We start from the raw sequence: 14,307 nt of genomic DNA on the forward strand, positions 1-14,307 counted from the left end.
AAATAAAACGTCCCTAGACGTAGCCATCCACAATCGCTGCAGCAATTTCCTTGTAAGCCCGCCGCGTGGCCGCTGAGATTTTGTTCAGAGAAATACGGTCGCCATCTGCCACACCACGATCGTGCGGGACGGTAATGAGTTGACGGCAGTAGCCCGCCAGGTGTTCTTCGATGGCACGCTTGTTGACCCTGCTGGAGACCTGGTCCTTGTCGGTCACCACGACGATGGCGTTCCGGGCAAGGCTCTCGTAACCATGGGCGGCAAGCCATTCCAGGGTGTTGCGTGCACGCTTGGCGCCACTGACCGCGTAGCCGCTTGCGATTACCAGGTTGGTCGCCTGCGGCAGCACACCAGCCATTGCCGGGTGCGATACGCCTGTACCACAGTCGGTCAGAGTCACTGCGTAATACTGGGAGACCAGCTGCTTGATCTTCAGGTACTCCTCAGCCGTAAGCGCGTCAGAAAGTGCCGGGTCCTGCTCGCCGGCGATCAGGTGCAACCGGTTCGCGTGATGCATGTAGTCGGTCAGCACCGTTAAGGACTTGATTTCGCCAATGTCCCTCACGATGTCCGTCACGGTGCGGGGCTTGACCTTCTGGTACAGCATTTCACCCAAGGCGCGCTCTGCAAGGTCACCGCTGTCAGGGTTAGCATCAATGGCGCAGGGGTGGTCACCCCGGTATTCCGCCAGAATCATGCCGACACCGACAGTGGTGGAAGTCTTCCCGATACCGCCTTTCAAGCTCAGGATGGCCGTATTGAAGCTGCCGGACAAAGGTCGGGCAATCCGCCGCTCCAACTCCGCTTCATCCTGGTCCCTTGCGCTGGGACCAAGGTTCACCAGACCGCCGGTAGCGGAGTAAACGGCACCTCGGAAGCCCGAATTGGGTCGGGGCCGGTCCGGACGAACGAATTGAGTCTCGACAGTCGCCGAACCGTAAGGCGAGCGACGAGTCGCATCACTTCCGAGCGGAAACGCATCCATGGCCGCTGCACCGACTGCGCCAGTCACGGCGCCCTGAGGATCTGGTGCTGCCTGCGGAGGGACATCCTGAACCGGGGCATCAACATGAACTTCCGGTGACACAGGTTCTGCCCTGCCGTCCGGGTAGACCTGAAACATGCCGTGCTGACCCTTGGCGTGGTCAGTCGCTGCAGCAACAACCGGAGCACCAGATGTCTGAGCGAAGTCAGCCAACACCGCAATGGCCGCCGTGTATGGGTCAGTGCCCGGAGGAGGTGAAATTGCTTCTCCGCCAACAGTCAACCTGCCGTCGGCAAACACTTCTACCCGCGTGGCCCCCAATTCCATGACTTGCTCCTCAACCTCTACGCACCCCAGTGGCGCCTCTCAGTGATCCTAGTCGTCGGGACTGCCGGCGGTCATGTCACAAAGCCTTCAGGAGCATAAACGGGGCCATTGCGGCAGCTTTCTGGGCCTCCCAGGCGGAAGGCGGCGGTGACGTGAGGGAATCTGACAAGGTCTGTAGTAGACGACACCGCTTGCTCACTCAGATGACGAATTCTGGACAGGACAAAGGAGCTGTCGGACCTCTGCGAGACGAACGTCCATGATGCGGCGAGTTGCACGAGCCGGGTGGCAGTCAACTCGTAATTAAAGGGGAACTCTCTGCACGTGGCCGATGACGTGCCGGATATGCAGCTCCAGCATGGTCTGGTACGTCTTCGTGGTTCCGCTCGATGGACGGATCAACAGGTCGATGTGTTCCTGGATGACTTCGGCCACAGTGGGTGTGCGCTTCTCATTGGAGATGATGGCATGCTGGGCGATTTCGAAGGACTGGCCGTTGGCGTCCAGCAGCCGCTTGAGCGTCTCAGCTTCAATAAGGGTGGCGACGGTCAGCCCCTGGTTCGACCGATTTTTCGGATCCCGCCAACGCACCATGTAGGACTTGGAACCCTCCTTCTTGGTGCGTGTACTGATGCTGGCCATAAAAAAACGGTACGCCCGTGTACACACTTTTGGTGGATTTGTACACACTCCACCGCCCGACAGGCCTTTGACCTGCGGAAACACTGTGCCCGAGGTGGGACTCGAACCCACACACCTTTCGATACCGCATTTTGAGTGCGGCGCGTCTGCCAATTCCGCCACTCGGGCGCGGATTACATGAAGCAAAAGGCTACGCCCACAGCTGATTGTGAGCAACGCGATCGCTTCACGTACGCGGAATTACTCTACATGCAGATAGGCTGAATTCCAGAATCGCGCCGCCGACGCCGCACACCGACCATGCAGATCAAGTACAGGACCGGGCGCACCTAAGATAGTGATGTCCCCGCCGTACATTTCCAAGGAGATCCCGTGACTGAACAGACGGAGTCAAAACCCACGTCCCAGCCGGCGCGCCGCGTCGTTGTGGCCGAGGATGAAACCCTCATCCGCCTCGACATCATCGAAATCCTGCGCGGCGAAGGCTATGACGTCATCGGCGAAGCAGACAACGGCGAGAAGGCTGTCCAGCTGGCTGAAGAGCTGAAGCCGGACCTGGTCCTGATGGACGTCAAGATGCCTGTTATGGACGGCATTTCCGCAGCGGAGAAGATCGTCAAGGCCCGCATCGCCCCCGTCGTGCTGCTGACCGCCTTCAGCCAGAAGGAACTCGTGGAGCGCGCCCGCGACGCCGGCGCCATGGCTTACGTGGTGAAGCCCTTCACCCCTGCGGACCTCATCCCGGCGCTTGAGATCGCTCTCTCCCGCCACGAGGAAATCAAGGCACTCGAGAGCGAAGTCTCCGACCTCCAGGAGCAGTTCGCCACCCGCAAGCTCGTGGAGCGTGCCAAGAGCCTCCTCACCACCAAGATGGGCCTTACGGAGCCGGAAGCCTTCCGCTGGATCCAGAAGACCTCCATGGACCGCCGCCTCAGCATGCGCGAAGTGGCAGAGACCATCATCAACCAGGTCAACTAACAGCTGCTGTAGACAGACGAAAGGACCCCTGCCAAGCGGCAGGGGTCCTTTTCGCTGTCCGAAAGCCTAGGCCTTCTTCTTCTTTTCCGGCCAGGGGCCGAGCTTTTCCTTGTTGCTGACTGCTTCACCAACACGTGTGGAGTCGGCGAGGTCGCCCACCTTGTGCACCTTCAGGGAGTTGGTGGAACCGGCCTTTCCGGGAGGCGAACCGGCGGCAATAACCACCAGGTCGCCATCTTCAACGAGTTGCATCTCCAGGAGGCTGCGGTCAACCTGCGCGGTCATCTCATCCGTGTGGTCCACCATCTGGACCAGCACCGGCTGGATGCCCCACGTCAGCGCCAGCTGGTTCCAGACCTGCTCCACCGGGGTGAATGCGAAGACCGGCTTGATGGGCCGCAGGCGGGAGAGGCGGCGTGCCGAGTCGCCGGACTGGGTGAAAGCACAGATGTACTTGGCGTCCAGCTGATCGGCGATTTCGACGGCGGCACGGGTGATGGCGCCGCCACGGGTCTTGGGCTTGGTGCCCAGCGGAGGAACGCGCTCCAGGCCGTGGACCTCAGTGGACTCGATGATCCGGGCCATCACCTTCACGGTCTCGATCGGGTACTTGCCCACGCTGGTCTCGCCCGAGAGCATCACCGCGTCCGCACCGTCCAGCACGGCGTTGGCGCAGTCTGAGGCCTCGGCGCGTGTGGGGCGCGGGTTGTCGATCATGGATTCCAGGACCTGGGTTGCCACGATGACCGGCTTGGCCCAGCGGCGGGCCAGTTCGATGGCACGCTTCTGGACGATTGGCACTTCCTCCAGCGGAAGCTCCACGCCCAGGTCGCCACGGGCCACCATGATGGCATCGAAAGCATCGATGATCTCCGGGAGCTGCTCAACAGCCTGCGGCTTTTCGATCTTGGCGATGACCGGCACACGGCGGCCTTCCTCGTCCATGATCTCGTGCACGCGGGTGATGTCAGTGGCGTCACGCACGAAGGACAGGGCCACCAGGTCAACGCCGCGTCGCATTGCCCAGCGGAGGTCGTCCTCATCCTTTTCGCTCAATGCGGGGACGTTGACGGCAACTCCGGGGAGGTTGATGCCCTTGTTGTTGGACACCATGCCGCCCACCGTAACCTCGGCAACGACCTTGACGTCGTCCACAGCCGTGGCGCGCAGCGCCACCTTGCCGTCGTCGATCAGCAGGGCGTCACCCACGTTGACGTCCTCGGTGAGGCTCTTCAGCGTGGTGGAGCAGATGTCCTTGGTGCCCGGAACGTCCTCGGTGGTGATGGTGAACGTGTCACCCACGGCGAGAGCGTGCGGGCCGTCAACGAACCGGCCCAGGCGGATCTTGGGCCCCTGCAGGTCAGCCATGATGGCCACTGCCTTGCCGAGATCGGCTGCTGCCTTCCGGACGTTTTCGTAGGTGTTGTCATGCACGGTGTAGTCGCCGTGGCTCATGTTCATGCGGGCGACGTCAACGCCGGCCTCCAGCACCGCGAGGGTGTTTTCGTAGCTGGCAATTGCCGGGCCAAACGTAGCCACAATTTTTGCGCGTCTCATATACCTACCCTATTGGTCTCTTGCATTGGTTAAGTTGTCGTGGAGGTGAACCCTCGATGCTGCACTAGAGGACGGCGATGGCCCGGTCGGTAGGCGCCACGGGTGCGGGCAGGATGGTGCTGCCCATCAGGTACTTGTCCACTGCTGCTGCGGCGGCGCGTCCCTCGGCGATGGCCCAGACAATCAGGGACTGTCCACGCCCGGCGTCGCCGGCAACAAAGACACCCTCCGTGTTGGTCATGTAGTAACCGTCGCGGGAGACATTGCCGCGGCCGTCGAACTCGGCGTTGACCTGTTCGTTGATACCCGCCGGCTCGGCCCCGGTGAAGCCCAGGGACAGGAAGACCAGGTCCGCAGGGATGATTCGCTCGGTACCGGCCTTGGGCAGGCGCTTGCCGTCAACGAATTCGGTTTCGGCAACCTTGACGCCCGTCAGCTGGCCGTTTTCCCCAACGAACTCAACGGTGGAGGCGAGGTAGGTCCGCTCGCCGCCTTCCTCGTGGGCGCTGGCAACTTCGAACAGCGTGGGGAACGTCGGCCAGGGCTGGTGGCCCGCGCGCTCCGCCGGGGGCTGCTTGCCGATGGCAAGCGTGGTAACGGAGGCAGCACCGTGGCGGTGCGCCGTGCCCAGGCAATCGGCTCCGGTATCGCCGCCGCCAAGGATGACCACGTGCTTGCCCTGGGCATGGATCTGGTTCTCCACCGTCTCACCCGCAACCGCTCGGTTCGCCGGCACGAGGTAATCCATCGCGAAGTGCACGCCTTCGAGGTCGCGGCCCGGGATGGGCAGGTCACGCGGGACAGTGGCGCCGGTGCAGATCACGACGGCGTCGTAGCGCCTGCGCAGCTGCTCCCAGGTCACGTCCGTGCCCACCGCTACGCCGGTGCGGAAGCGGGTTCCCTCCGACTTCATCTGCTCGACGCGGCGGTCAACCTGCTCTTTTTCCATCTTGAAGTCGGGGATGCCGTAGCGCAGCAGGCCGCCGATCTTGTCGTCGCGCTCGTACACGGCCACGGTGTGGCCCACGCGGGTGAGCTGCTGCGCGACGGCCAGGCCGGCAGGCCCGGAGCCGACGACGGCAACGGTCTTTCCGGTCAGGCGTGCGGGAGGCAGCGGGTTGACCCAGCCGTTGTCCCAGGCTTCGTCGATGATGGAGACTTCCACCTGCTTGATGGTGACGGCAGGCTGGTTGATTCCCAGCACGCAGGACGCCTCGCACGGGGCGGGGCACAACCGGCCGGTGAACTCCGGGAAGTTGTTGGTGGCGTGGAGGCGCTCGATGGCTTCCTCGCCCTTGTCCCGCCACATGAGGTCATTCCACTCGGGAATGAGGTTGCCCAGCGGGCAGCCCTGGTGGCAGAACGGCACGCCGCAGTCCATGCAGCGGCCGGCCTGTGCCTTCAGGGTGCCCTTCTCCTGCGCCTCGTACACTTCCTTCCAGTCCATGATGCGGACGGGAACGGGACGGCGCGGCTGGGTTTCACGCTGACGTACTTTCAAAAATCCGCGTGGATCAGCCACCGGTTACCTCCAGGATTCGGGACCACACTTCTTCGCCGTCAGGGTCCAGGCCCTCTTCGATGGCGTCGAGACGGGTTTGCAGCACAGCCGCGTAGTCGCGCGGCAGCACCTTGGTAATGCGGGCGGCGGTGTCATCGAAGTTCTCGAGGAGGCGCGCGGCCAGCTGGGAATCAGTTTCTTCAACGTGCTTGGCCAGGAGGCCGTGCACGATGTCGCGGTCTTCGGCGTCCAGCTCACGGAGCTGGAGTTCACCGGACTGCAGGGCGTCCTTGTTGACCTTGGCTGCGTCCAGGTCAAGGACGTAGGCGGTACCGCCGGACATGCCGGCACCGAAGTTGCGCCCGGTGCGCCCGATGATCAGCGTCTGGCCACCGGTCATGTACTCGCAACCGTGGTCGCCAATGCCTTCCACGACCGCGGTGGCACCCGAGTTGCGGACCAGGAAGCGTTCGCCCACCTGGCCGCGCAGGAACATTTCACCGCTCGTGGCGCCGTAGCCGATCACGTTGCCCGCGATGACGTTGGTCTCCGCCTTGAAGACGTTGGTGCGGTCCGGCCGGACGATGATGCGCCCGCCGGAAAGTCCCTTGCCCACGTAGTCGTTGGAGTCGCCGAACAGCCGCAGGGTGATGCCTGCAGGCAGGAATGCGCCCAGTGACTGGCCGGCGGTGCCGCTGAGGGTGACATCGATGGTGTCCGTGGCCAGGACGTCAGTACCGAACGTCTTGGTGACCACGTGGCCCAGCATGGTGCCCACTGAACGGTCCGTGTTGATGACGTCCACGGCGATCTTCACCGGGCTGCGGTCCGTAAGGGCCTCCGTCGCCATGGTGATCAACCGCTGGTCGAAGTGCTTGTCCAGCTCGTGGTTCTGGCCGGTCATGTTCCGCAGCGGGGCGTCGTCGTCGAACTCCAGCCCGTGCAGGATCGGATCCAGGTCCAGGCCATCGGCCTTCCAGTGGTTCACGGCATCCCGTGCGTCCAGGACCTCGGCGTGGCCAATGGCCTCTTCCAGGCTCCGGAAGCCCAGCTCAGCCAGGATTTCGCGGACTTCCTCGGCCAGGAACTCGAAGAAGTTGACCACGAACTCGGGCTTGCCGCTGAAGCGTGCCCGAAGTTCCGGGTTCTGCGTGGCGACGCCCACCGGGCAGGTGTCCAGGTGGCAGACGCGCATCATGATGCAGCCTTCCACTACCAGCGGAGCGGTGGCGAAACCGAACTCCTCACCGCCCAGCAGCGCAGCGATCACAACATCGCGGCCGGTCTTGAGCTGGCCGTCCACCTGCACCACCACACGGTCGCGCAGGCCGTTAAGCATCAGCGTCTGCTGGGTCTCGGCGAGGCCGAGCTCCCACGGGACGCCGGCGTGCTTGAGCGAGTTCAGCGGAGACGCGCCGGTTCCGCCGTCGTGGCCGGAAACGAGCACGACGTCGGCCTTCGCCTTGGTCACGCCGGACGCCACGGTGCCGATCCCGACTTCCGATACCAGCTTGACGTGCACGCGGGCCGAGGGGTTTGCGCGCTTCGCATCGTAGATGAGCTGCGCGAGGTCCTCGATGGAGTAGATGTCGTGGTGCGGGGGCGGGGAGATGAGTCCGACGCCGGGGGTCGAGTGGCGGGTTCGGGCCACCCACGGGTAGACCTTCTGCGCCATCAGCTGGCCGCCCTCGCCGGGCTTGGCACCCTGCGCCATCTTGATCTGGATGTCGTCGGCGTTGGTCAGGTAGAGGCTGGTGACACCGAAACGGCCGGAGGCAATCTGCTTGACCGCGGAACGGCGCTTCGGGTCGAGAAGGCGGTCCACGTCCTCGCCGCCTTCACCGGTGTTGGACTTGCCGCCCAGCTGGTTCATGGCGATGGCCAGCGTCTCGTGGGCTTCCTGCGAGATGGAGCCGTAGCTCATGGCACCCGTGGAGAACCGCTTGACGATGCTGGAGACAGGCTCCACTTCCTCGAGCGGAACCGCGGGGCGCTCATTCTTGAACTTGAGCAGGCCGCGGAGGGTCATCAGGTTCTGGGACTGGTCGTCCACTCCCCTGGTGTACGCCTTGAAGATGTCATAGCGCCGCTCACGTGTGGCGTGCTGCAGCCGGAAGACGGTCTCCGGGTTGAACAGGTGCGGCTCGCCGTCGCGGCGCCACTGGTACTCGCCGCCGCCCAGGAGCGGACGGTGGGGCTGCTCGATGCCGCCCTCCGGGTACGCCATCTGGTGCCGTGCCGAAACCTCGGCTGCGATAACGTCAAGGCCCACACCGCCCAGCTGCGAGTGGGTACCGGCGAAGAATTCGTCCACCAGTTCCTGGCCCAGGCCCAGCGCTTCGAACGTCTGGGCGCCGGTGTAGGACGCAACAGTGGAGATGCCCATCTTGGACATGATCTTCAGGACGCCCTTGCCCAGGCCCTTGATGAGGTTGTAGACGCCGTCCTGCGGGGTGACCCCGGTGACGTCGCCGGCGGCAATGAGCTGCTCCACCGATTCCATGGCCAGGTAGGGGTTGACGGCGGACGCGCCGTAACCGATCAGGACAGCCACGTGGTGCGTCTCGCGGACGTCACCGGCTTCGACCACGAGGGCTGTCTTGGTCCGGTTGGCGCTGCGGAGCAGGTGGTGGTGCACGGCGCTGACCAGCAGCAGGGACGGGATGGGCGCCCACTGCGCGTTCGAGTCGCGGTCGGACAGCACGATGTACTGCACGCCGCGGTTGATGGCGCCGGATACCTGCTCGCAGATTTCCGTCAGCCGTGCGCGGAGCGCGTTCTCGCCGCCTTCGGGGCGGTAGAGCCCGCGGACCTTCATCGCGACACGGTTGCCGTCGGCATCCTCAATGTTGGCGATCTTGGCGAGCTGGTCGTTGTTGATGACCGGGAACGGCAGCTGGACCTGGGGCTGGCGGACCTGCTTCGTGTCCAGCAGGTTGCCGTTGGGGCCGATGGCACAGGTCAGCGACGTGACCAGCTCTTCGCGGATGGCGTCCAGCGGCGGGTTGGTCACCTGCGCGAAGGACTGCACGAAGTAGTCGAAAAGCAGCCGGGGGCGCTTGGACAGCACGGCCACCGGGGTGTCCGAGCCCATGGCGCCCAGCGGCTCTGCACCGGTGCGGGCCATCGGGCCCAGCAGGATCTTCAGTTCCTCAGTGGTGTAGCCGAAGGTGCGCTGGCGGATGTTCACCGACGCCGCCGTGTGCACCACGTGCTCGCGTTCGGGAAGATCGTTCAGGTCGATCAGGTTGTCCTTGACCCACTCCGCCCATGGGTTGGCGGCGGCGACTTCGGCCTTGACCTCTTCGTCATCGATGATGCGGCCGGCGTCGGTATCCACCAGGAACATCTTGCCCGGGGACACGCGGCCCTTCTTGACCACCTTGGAGGGTTCGACGTCGATGACGCCCACCTCGGAGGCGAAGACAATCAGGCCGTCCTCGGTGATCCAGAAGCGGCCCGGACGCAGGCCGTTGCGGTCCAGGGTTGCGCCCACCAGGTTGCCGTCGGTGAAGGAAACAGCTGCCGGTCCGTCCCACGGCTCCATGAGCAGGGAGTGGTACTCGTAGAACGCGCGGCGGGCCGGGTCCATGGTGGCGTGGTTTTCCCACGCCTCCGGGATCATCATCATGATCGAGTGCGTGATGGGGCGGCCGGAGAGCCAGAGGAGCTCGGCCACCTCGTCGAAGGACGCGGAGTCCGAGGCGCCGGGGGTGCAGATGGGGTACAGCTCTTCCGGCGAATCGCCGAGCAGCGGGTTGGCGAGCTGGGACTGGCGGGCGCGCATCCAGTTGCGGTTGCCCTTGACCGTGTTGATTTCGCCGTTGTGTGCGATGGTGCGGAACGGCTGGGCCAGCGGCCAGGACGGGAAGGTGTTGGTGGAGAAGCGCGAGTGGACGATCGCGAGCTTGGTCTTGAAGCGCTTGTCCGAAAGGTCCGGGTAGAACGGCTCGAGCTGGGCAGTGGTGAGCATGCCCTTGTAGACGATGGTCCGCGAGGACAGCGACGGGAAGTAGACGCCGAACTTGTTCTGGGCGCGCTTGCGGATCCGCCAGGCGCGGGAGTCCAGCTCGTTGCGGTCCAGCTCCTCGCCGGTGGCGGACGCCAGGAAGGGCTGGGAGAAGTAGGGCATGCAGGCGCGCGCCATGGCACCGACGAGGTCGGCGACGATGGGCACCTCACGCCAGCCGAGGACCTTCAGGCCCTCGTCAGCCGCGAGGCCCTCGATGCCTGCCTTGGCGGCGTCGGCCTCGCGCTGTTCGGCGGGAAGGAAGGCTGTGCCGGCAACGTACTGGCCGGGGGCGGGAAGTTCGAACTCCGTGACCGCGCGGAAGAACTCATCCGGAATCTGCATCAGGAGGCCTGCGCCGTCGCCGGTGCCTTCGTCAGCACCCACGGCACCGCGGTGCTCCAGGTTGCGCAGCGCGGTGAGGGCGGCGTCTACGATGTCGTACCCGGGCTCGCCGCGGAGGGTGGCGATGATCGCAAGACCGCAGGCGTCCTTCTCCTGCTCCGGGTTGTACAGCCCCTGTGCCTCCGGCATGGCGGCGAAGCGCTTGAACGGCGACATGGCAGCCTCAGGCTGGTCCGGTTCGGACCAGCTGGGAGTGTGAAGAGTTTGGCTCATGGGAGACGTCCTTCCTCCTGATCGTGCGTATGGAAGGGACACCGTTGGCCCCACTCGTCGGCGCCGCGGTTAGGGGCACAACAAAGTGTTGATTACTGGAAATTGTAGGTCAGCGTGGCCTGCTGAACTAACAGTTACGCAGGCCCCTGCCCCGGGCAACACTGGGCAGCAGCTCTATGCTGCCCAGGGTGGCCCCGATGCCACGACACTGTGGTGATTGGGCGCTTCGAGCGGTGGCTCTGCTGCCCTGCCTGGCCTGCGCGCTACTTGGTAGTGCCGGCTTCCGGCGCGGTTCCTGTGGCCGTGCTGCCGGAACTTCCGGCAGCGGTTGCGTCCGGTCCGGGCTTGGGGCCCACCGGCGCAGCCTCGGCTTGCTCCGTGGGGACGGAGGCACGCCGGGAACCGCTTTGGTTATCAGGGAGATTATCACGCGATTCACTATCTGAGACAACGGAGTCCGTATCACGGACCGAATCGCCGGCTGCTGACACAGCCTTTTTATCCGGCTCCGCCTCTTGCTTTTCCGCCGGTTCCCGGCCCGGCAGGTACACGCTGTCCGGCTCCGTCCGCTTCTTCCGTCCCAGCAAAATAAACGCCACCAGTGCGGCCAGGAAAACGACGATGCTGGTCCAGACGTTGAGGCGGGTGGTGATGCCGAACAGCGAAATCTGCTCGGCGTCGTCGATGCGCATCGCCTCGATCCAGACCCTGCCCAGCGTGTAATACATGGCGTAGAGCCAGAACAGCCTGCTGCGGCGGAAGTTGAACTTCCGGTCCAGGGCAAGCAGGATCACGACGCCGGCCAGGTTCCACAGCGATTCGTAGAGGAATGTGGGGTGGAAGAGGGTGTCGGCGGGGACACCTGCCGGGAAGTTGGCGTTGTCGGCGTCGATCTGCAGCCCCCACGGCAGCGTGGTGGGGCCGCCGAACAGTTCCTGGTTGAAGTAGTTGCCCCAGCGACCCAGGGCCTGGGCCAGCAGCAGCCCTGGTGCCGCGGCATCAAGGAACGCACTCAGTTTGACCCCGCTGCGGCGGCAGCCGATCCAGGCCCCCACCACACCCAGGACCACGGCGCCCCAGATGCCCAGGCCGCCACGCTGGATCTGCGGGATCAGGGAGAGGTCCCCGGTGCCGTCAAAGCCTGGGCCGAAGTAGGCGTCCGGCGACGACACAACATGGTAGAGCCGGCCGCCGATGATGCCGAACGGGATGGCCCAGACGACGATGTCCCAGACACTGCCTTCAGGTGCTCCACGCTTTGCCCAGCGGGCAGAGGTCAGCCACAGGCCCACCACGATTCCCGCCAGGATGCACAGGGCGTAGGCGTGGATGCGCAGCGTTCCCCACGGCAGGGGAATGTCGAAGCCGGACCAGTCCGGGCTGGGGATGCTGGCCGGAACCATGGCGGCTGCCTGGAGGAGCGTCTGCATGAATTAGGCTTCTTCCTCTGTCAGTCCGGTGTCACGGCTCAGGCCGGTGCTGAGGTCCTTGGTGAGGGCAGCGACGGCGTCCACGCCGCCGTCGCGGATGGCGGCCACCAGTGCTGTGCCCACGATGACGCCTTCGGCGTACGCGGCGATCTCGCGGACCTGCTCGGCGTTGGAGACGCCGAGTCCTACGCAGACGCGCTCTGCGCCGGCGGCGTGGGCCGCGGCCACCACGTCCTTGGCTGCCGTGCTGACCGAGGTCCGGGCGCCGGTGACTCCCATGATGGACACTGCGTAGACGAAGCCGCGGCTCGCGTCCACGGTCCGCTGCATCCGCTCGGTGGTGGAGGACGGCGCCACAAGGAACACCCTGTCCAGGCCGTATTTGTCCGACGCTTCCATCCACTCGGCTGCCTCGTCGGGGATGAGGTCCGGGGTGATGAGCCCGGCTCCCCCGGCCTCGGACAGGCGCAGCGAGAACTCGTCCACACCCATCCGGACCACCGGGTTCCAGTAGGTCATGACCAGGACGGCGGCATCGGTCTTGCTGGTGATGCCTGCCACCACGTCAAAGACCTGGCGAACTGAGAAGCCGTTGGCCAGGGCCTCCGTGGTGGCGGCCTGGATGACCTGGCCGTCCATGACGGGATCCGAGTAGGGGATGCCGATTTCGATGAGGTCGGCGCCGTTTTCCGCCAGCGCGATGCCGGCGGCGATGGTCTGTTCCACGCTGGGGTAACCGGCGGGCAGGTAGCCGATGAGGGCGGCACGGCCTTCAGCGCGGGCCTTGTCGATGGCCGCCGCTGACTTGCTGATGGTCTGTGCAGTGGTCACAGCTGCTCCCCCTCTTTGCCGATTTCCGCTTCGGCGGAATCCTTGTCCAACAGGTCAAACCATTCGGCTGCGGTGGCCACGTCCTTGTCGCCGCGGCCGGACAGGTTGACGAGCACGATCTTGTCCTGCGCCGTTCCGCCGGTGGCGGTGGCTTCGTCTGCGAGCCGCTGCCCCACCTTGAGGGCGCCGGCCAGGGCGTGCGCGGACTCGATGGCGGGAATGATGCCTTCGGTGCGGCACAGGAGCCGGAAGGCTTCCATGGCCTCGCTGTCCGTGATCGGCTCGTAGCTGACGCGTCCGATGTCGGCGAGGTAGGAGTGCTCCGGGCCTACGCCCGGGTAGTCGAGGCCGGCGGAGATCGAGTGGGATTCGATGGTCTGGCCGTCGTCGTCCTGCATGAGGTAGGAGCGGGCGCCGTGCAGGACGCCGGGCTTGCCGAGCGTGATGGTGGCCGCGTGGCGGCCGGTCTCCACGCCGTCGCCGCCTGCCTCGAAGCCGTAGATCTTGACGGACGGATCATCAAGGAAGCCGTGGAAGATGCCGATGGCGTTGGAGCCGCCGCCGATGCAGGCGCAGACGGCGTCAGGGAGCGTGCCCTCCTGCTCCAGGATCTGGGCGCGGGCTTCCTCGCCGATGACCTCGTGGAAGTACCGGACCATGGCCGGGAACGGGTGCGCTCCGGCTGCCGTGCCGAGAAGGTAGTGGGTGTTGTCCACGTTGGCCACCCAGTCCCGCAGGGCGTCGTTGATGGCGTCCTTGAGGGTCTGCGAGCCGCTGGTGACGGGGATGACGGTGGCACCCAGGAGTTCCATGCGCGCAACGTTCAGCGCCTGGCGCCGGCAGTCCTCCGCGCCCATGTAAACGACACATTCCAAGCCCATGAGGGCGGCGGCGGTCGCGCTGGCAACGCCGTGCTGGCCTGCGCCGGTTTCGGCGATGACGCGGGTCTTGCCCATGCGCTTGGCGAGCAGGGCCTGGCCAAGGACGTTATTGATCTTGTGTGAACCGGTGTGGTTCAGGTCCTCGCGCTTGAGGAAGATCCGGACTCCCCCGGCATGCTGCGAGAAGCGCTTTGCTTCCGTGAGGAGGGACGGACGTCCGGAGTAGTTCTTGTTCAGGTCCGCGATCTGGGCCCGGAATTCGGGATCCTCCTTGGCCTTGTCGAAGGTCTCCTCGAGTTCGTCCAAAGCGGCGATGAGGGACTCCGGCATCCAGCGTCCCCCGTAGCTGCCGAAGTAGGGTCCCGGGGCGTGCTTGAGGGAGCCGCCCTGCAGGAATGCTTCCGCGGCGTTGTTGTCAGCGTTCGCTGAGGGTGCGTCAGCCATCAGTCCCGTCCTGTTCCAGTTGATCGTTCAGTAAGTGTTGGCGTTCCGGCTGCGGGGCCGGACAAATTCCGCGGGCGGCAAGCAACCCCTGGCCACAGTGGTGT

The 14,307-nt window shown here is 64.8% G+C and carries 9 protein-coding genes and 1 tRNA gene; 1 reads left to right on the forward strand and 9 read right to left on the reverse strand.

Annotated features, from left to right (window positions below; genetic code table 11):
- Nucleotides 1–13: 13 nt before the first annotated feature.
- The 3 genes from M1D32_RS11265 to M1D32_RS11275 all read right to left on the reverse strand — a co-directional run bounded on the left by M1D32_RS11265 (nucleotide 14) and on the right by M1D32_RS11275 (nucleotide 2,122).
- Nucleotides 14–1,312: a MinD/ParA family ATP-binding protein gene (locus M1D32_RS11265; protein ID WP_458778774.1), complete on the reverse strand. Its 1,299-nt coding sequence runs from the start codon at nucleotides 1,310–1,312 to the stop codon at nucleotides 14–16.
- A 303-nt stretch (nucleotides 1,313–1,615) separates the two neighbouring features.
- Entirely contained in the window at nucleotides 1,616–1,954 is a 339-nt protein-coding gene (locus M1D32_RS11270; RefSeq protein WP_458778775.1) for a hypothetical protein, read from the reverse strand.
- An 86-nt stretch (nucleotides 1,955–2,040) separates the two neighbouring features.
- Nucleotides 2,041–2,122 (reverse strand) — tRNA-Leu (locus tag M1D32_RS11275).
- 204 nt (nucleotides 2,123–2,326) lie between these two features.
- Between M1D32_RS11275 and M1D32_RS11280 the strand changes: the two genes are divergently transcribed.
- Nucleotides 2,327–2,932 (forward strand): ANTAR domain-containing response regulator, encoded by a 606-nt coding sequence (locus M1D32_RS11280; protein ID WP_163163231.1) that lies wholly within the window; start codon nucleotides 2,327–2,329, stop codon nucleotides 2,930–2,932.
- A 66-nt stretch (nucleotides 2,933–2,998) separates the two neighbouring features.
- On the opposite strand, the gene pyk is transcribed toward M1D32_RS11280, so the two are convergent.
- From pyk to trpB, 6 genes are all read right to left on the reverse strand, one after another.
- Nucleotides 2,999–4,489 (reverse strand): pyruvate kinase, encoded by a 1,491-nt coding sequence (gene pyk, locus M1D32_RS11285; protein ID WP_458778776.1) that lies wholly within the window; start codon nucleotides 4,487–4,489, stop codon nucleotides 2,999–3,001.
- 64 nt (nucleotides 4,490–4,553) lie between these two features.
- Nucleotides 4,554–6,011, reverse strand: a complete 1,458-nt coding sequence (locus M1D32_RS11290; RefSeq protein ID WP_458778777.1) for a glutamate synthase subunit beta — start codon at nucleotides 6,009–6,011, stop codon at nucleotides 4,554–4,556.
- Nucleotides 6,004–10,617, reverse strand: coding sequence for a glutamate synthase large subunit (gene gltB / locus M1D32_RS11295; protein ID WP_458778778.1), 4,614 nt, complete (start codon nucleotides 10,615–10,617; stop codon nucleotides 6,004–6,006). The genes M1D32_RS11290 and gltB overlap by 8 nt, the downstream gene beginning before the upstream one ends.
- A 263-nt stretch (nucleotides 10,618–10,880) precedes the next feature.
- Nucleotides 10,881–12,047, reverse strand: coding sequence for a prolipoprotein diacylglyceryl transferase (gene lgt / locus M1D32_RS11300; RefSeq protein WP_458778779.1), 1,167 nt, complete (start codon nucleotides 12,045–12,047; stop codon nucleotides 10,881–10,883).
- A 3-nt stretch (nucleotides 12,048–12,050) separates the two neighbouring features.
- On the reverse strand, nucleotides 12,051–12,878 hold the full coding sequence (gene trpA / locus M1D32_RS11305) for a tryptophan synthase subunit alpha (protein WP_458778780.1): 828 nt from the start codon (nucleotides 12,876–12,878) through the stop codon (nucleotides 12,051–12,053).
- Entirely contained in the window at nucleotides 12,875–14,203 is a 1,329-nt protein-coding gene (gene trpB / locus M1D32_RS11310; protein WP_458778781.1) for a tryptophan synthase subunit beta, read from the reverse strand. The genes trpA and trpB overlap by 4 nt, the downstream gene beginning before the upstream one ends.
- Nucleotides 14,204–14,307 lie beyond the last annotated feature (104 nt).

It is taken from the genome of Arthrobacter sp. D3-16, assembly GCF_054408515.1.

What these genes read in the sequence shown, in the direction of transcription:
- pyk (WP_458778776.1), bottom strand. Translation starts at nt 4,489, where the DNA reads ATGAGACGCGCAAAAATTGTGGCTACGTTTGGCCCGGCAATTGCCAGC.
- trpB (WP_458778781.1), bottom strand. Translation starts at nt 14,203, where the DNA reads ATGGCTGACGCACCCTCAGCGAACGCTGACAACAACGCCGCGGAAGCA.
- lgt (WP_458778779.1), bottom strand. Translation starts at nt 12,047, where the DNA reads ATGCAGACGCTCCTCCAGGCAGCCGCCATGGTTCCGGCCAGCATCCCC.
- M1D32_RS11265 (WP_458778774.1), bottom strand. Translation starts at nt 1,312, where the DNA reads ATGGAATTGGGGGCCACGCGGGTAGAAGTGTTTGCCGACGGCAGGTTG.
- M1D32_RS11270 (WP_458778775.1), bottom strand. Translation starts at nt 1,954, where the DNA reads ATGGCCAGCATCAGTACACGCACCAAGAAGGAGGGTTCCAAGTCCTAC.
- gltB (WP_458778778.1), bottom strand. Translation starts at nt 10,617, where the DNA reads ATGAGCCAAACTCTTCACACTCCCAGCTGGTCCGAACCGGACCAGCCT.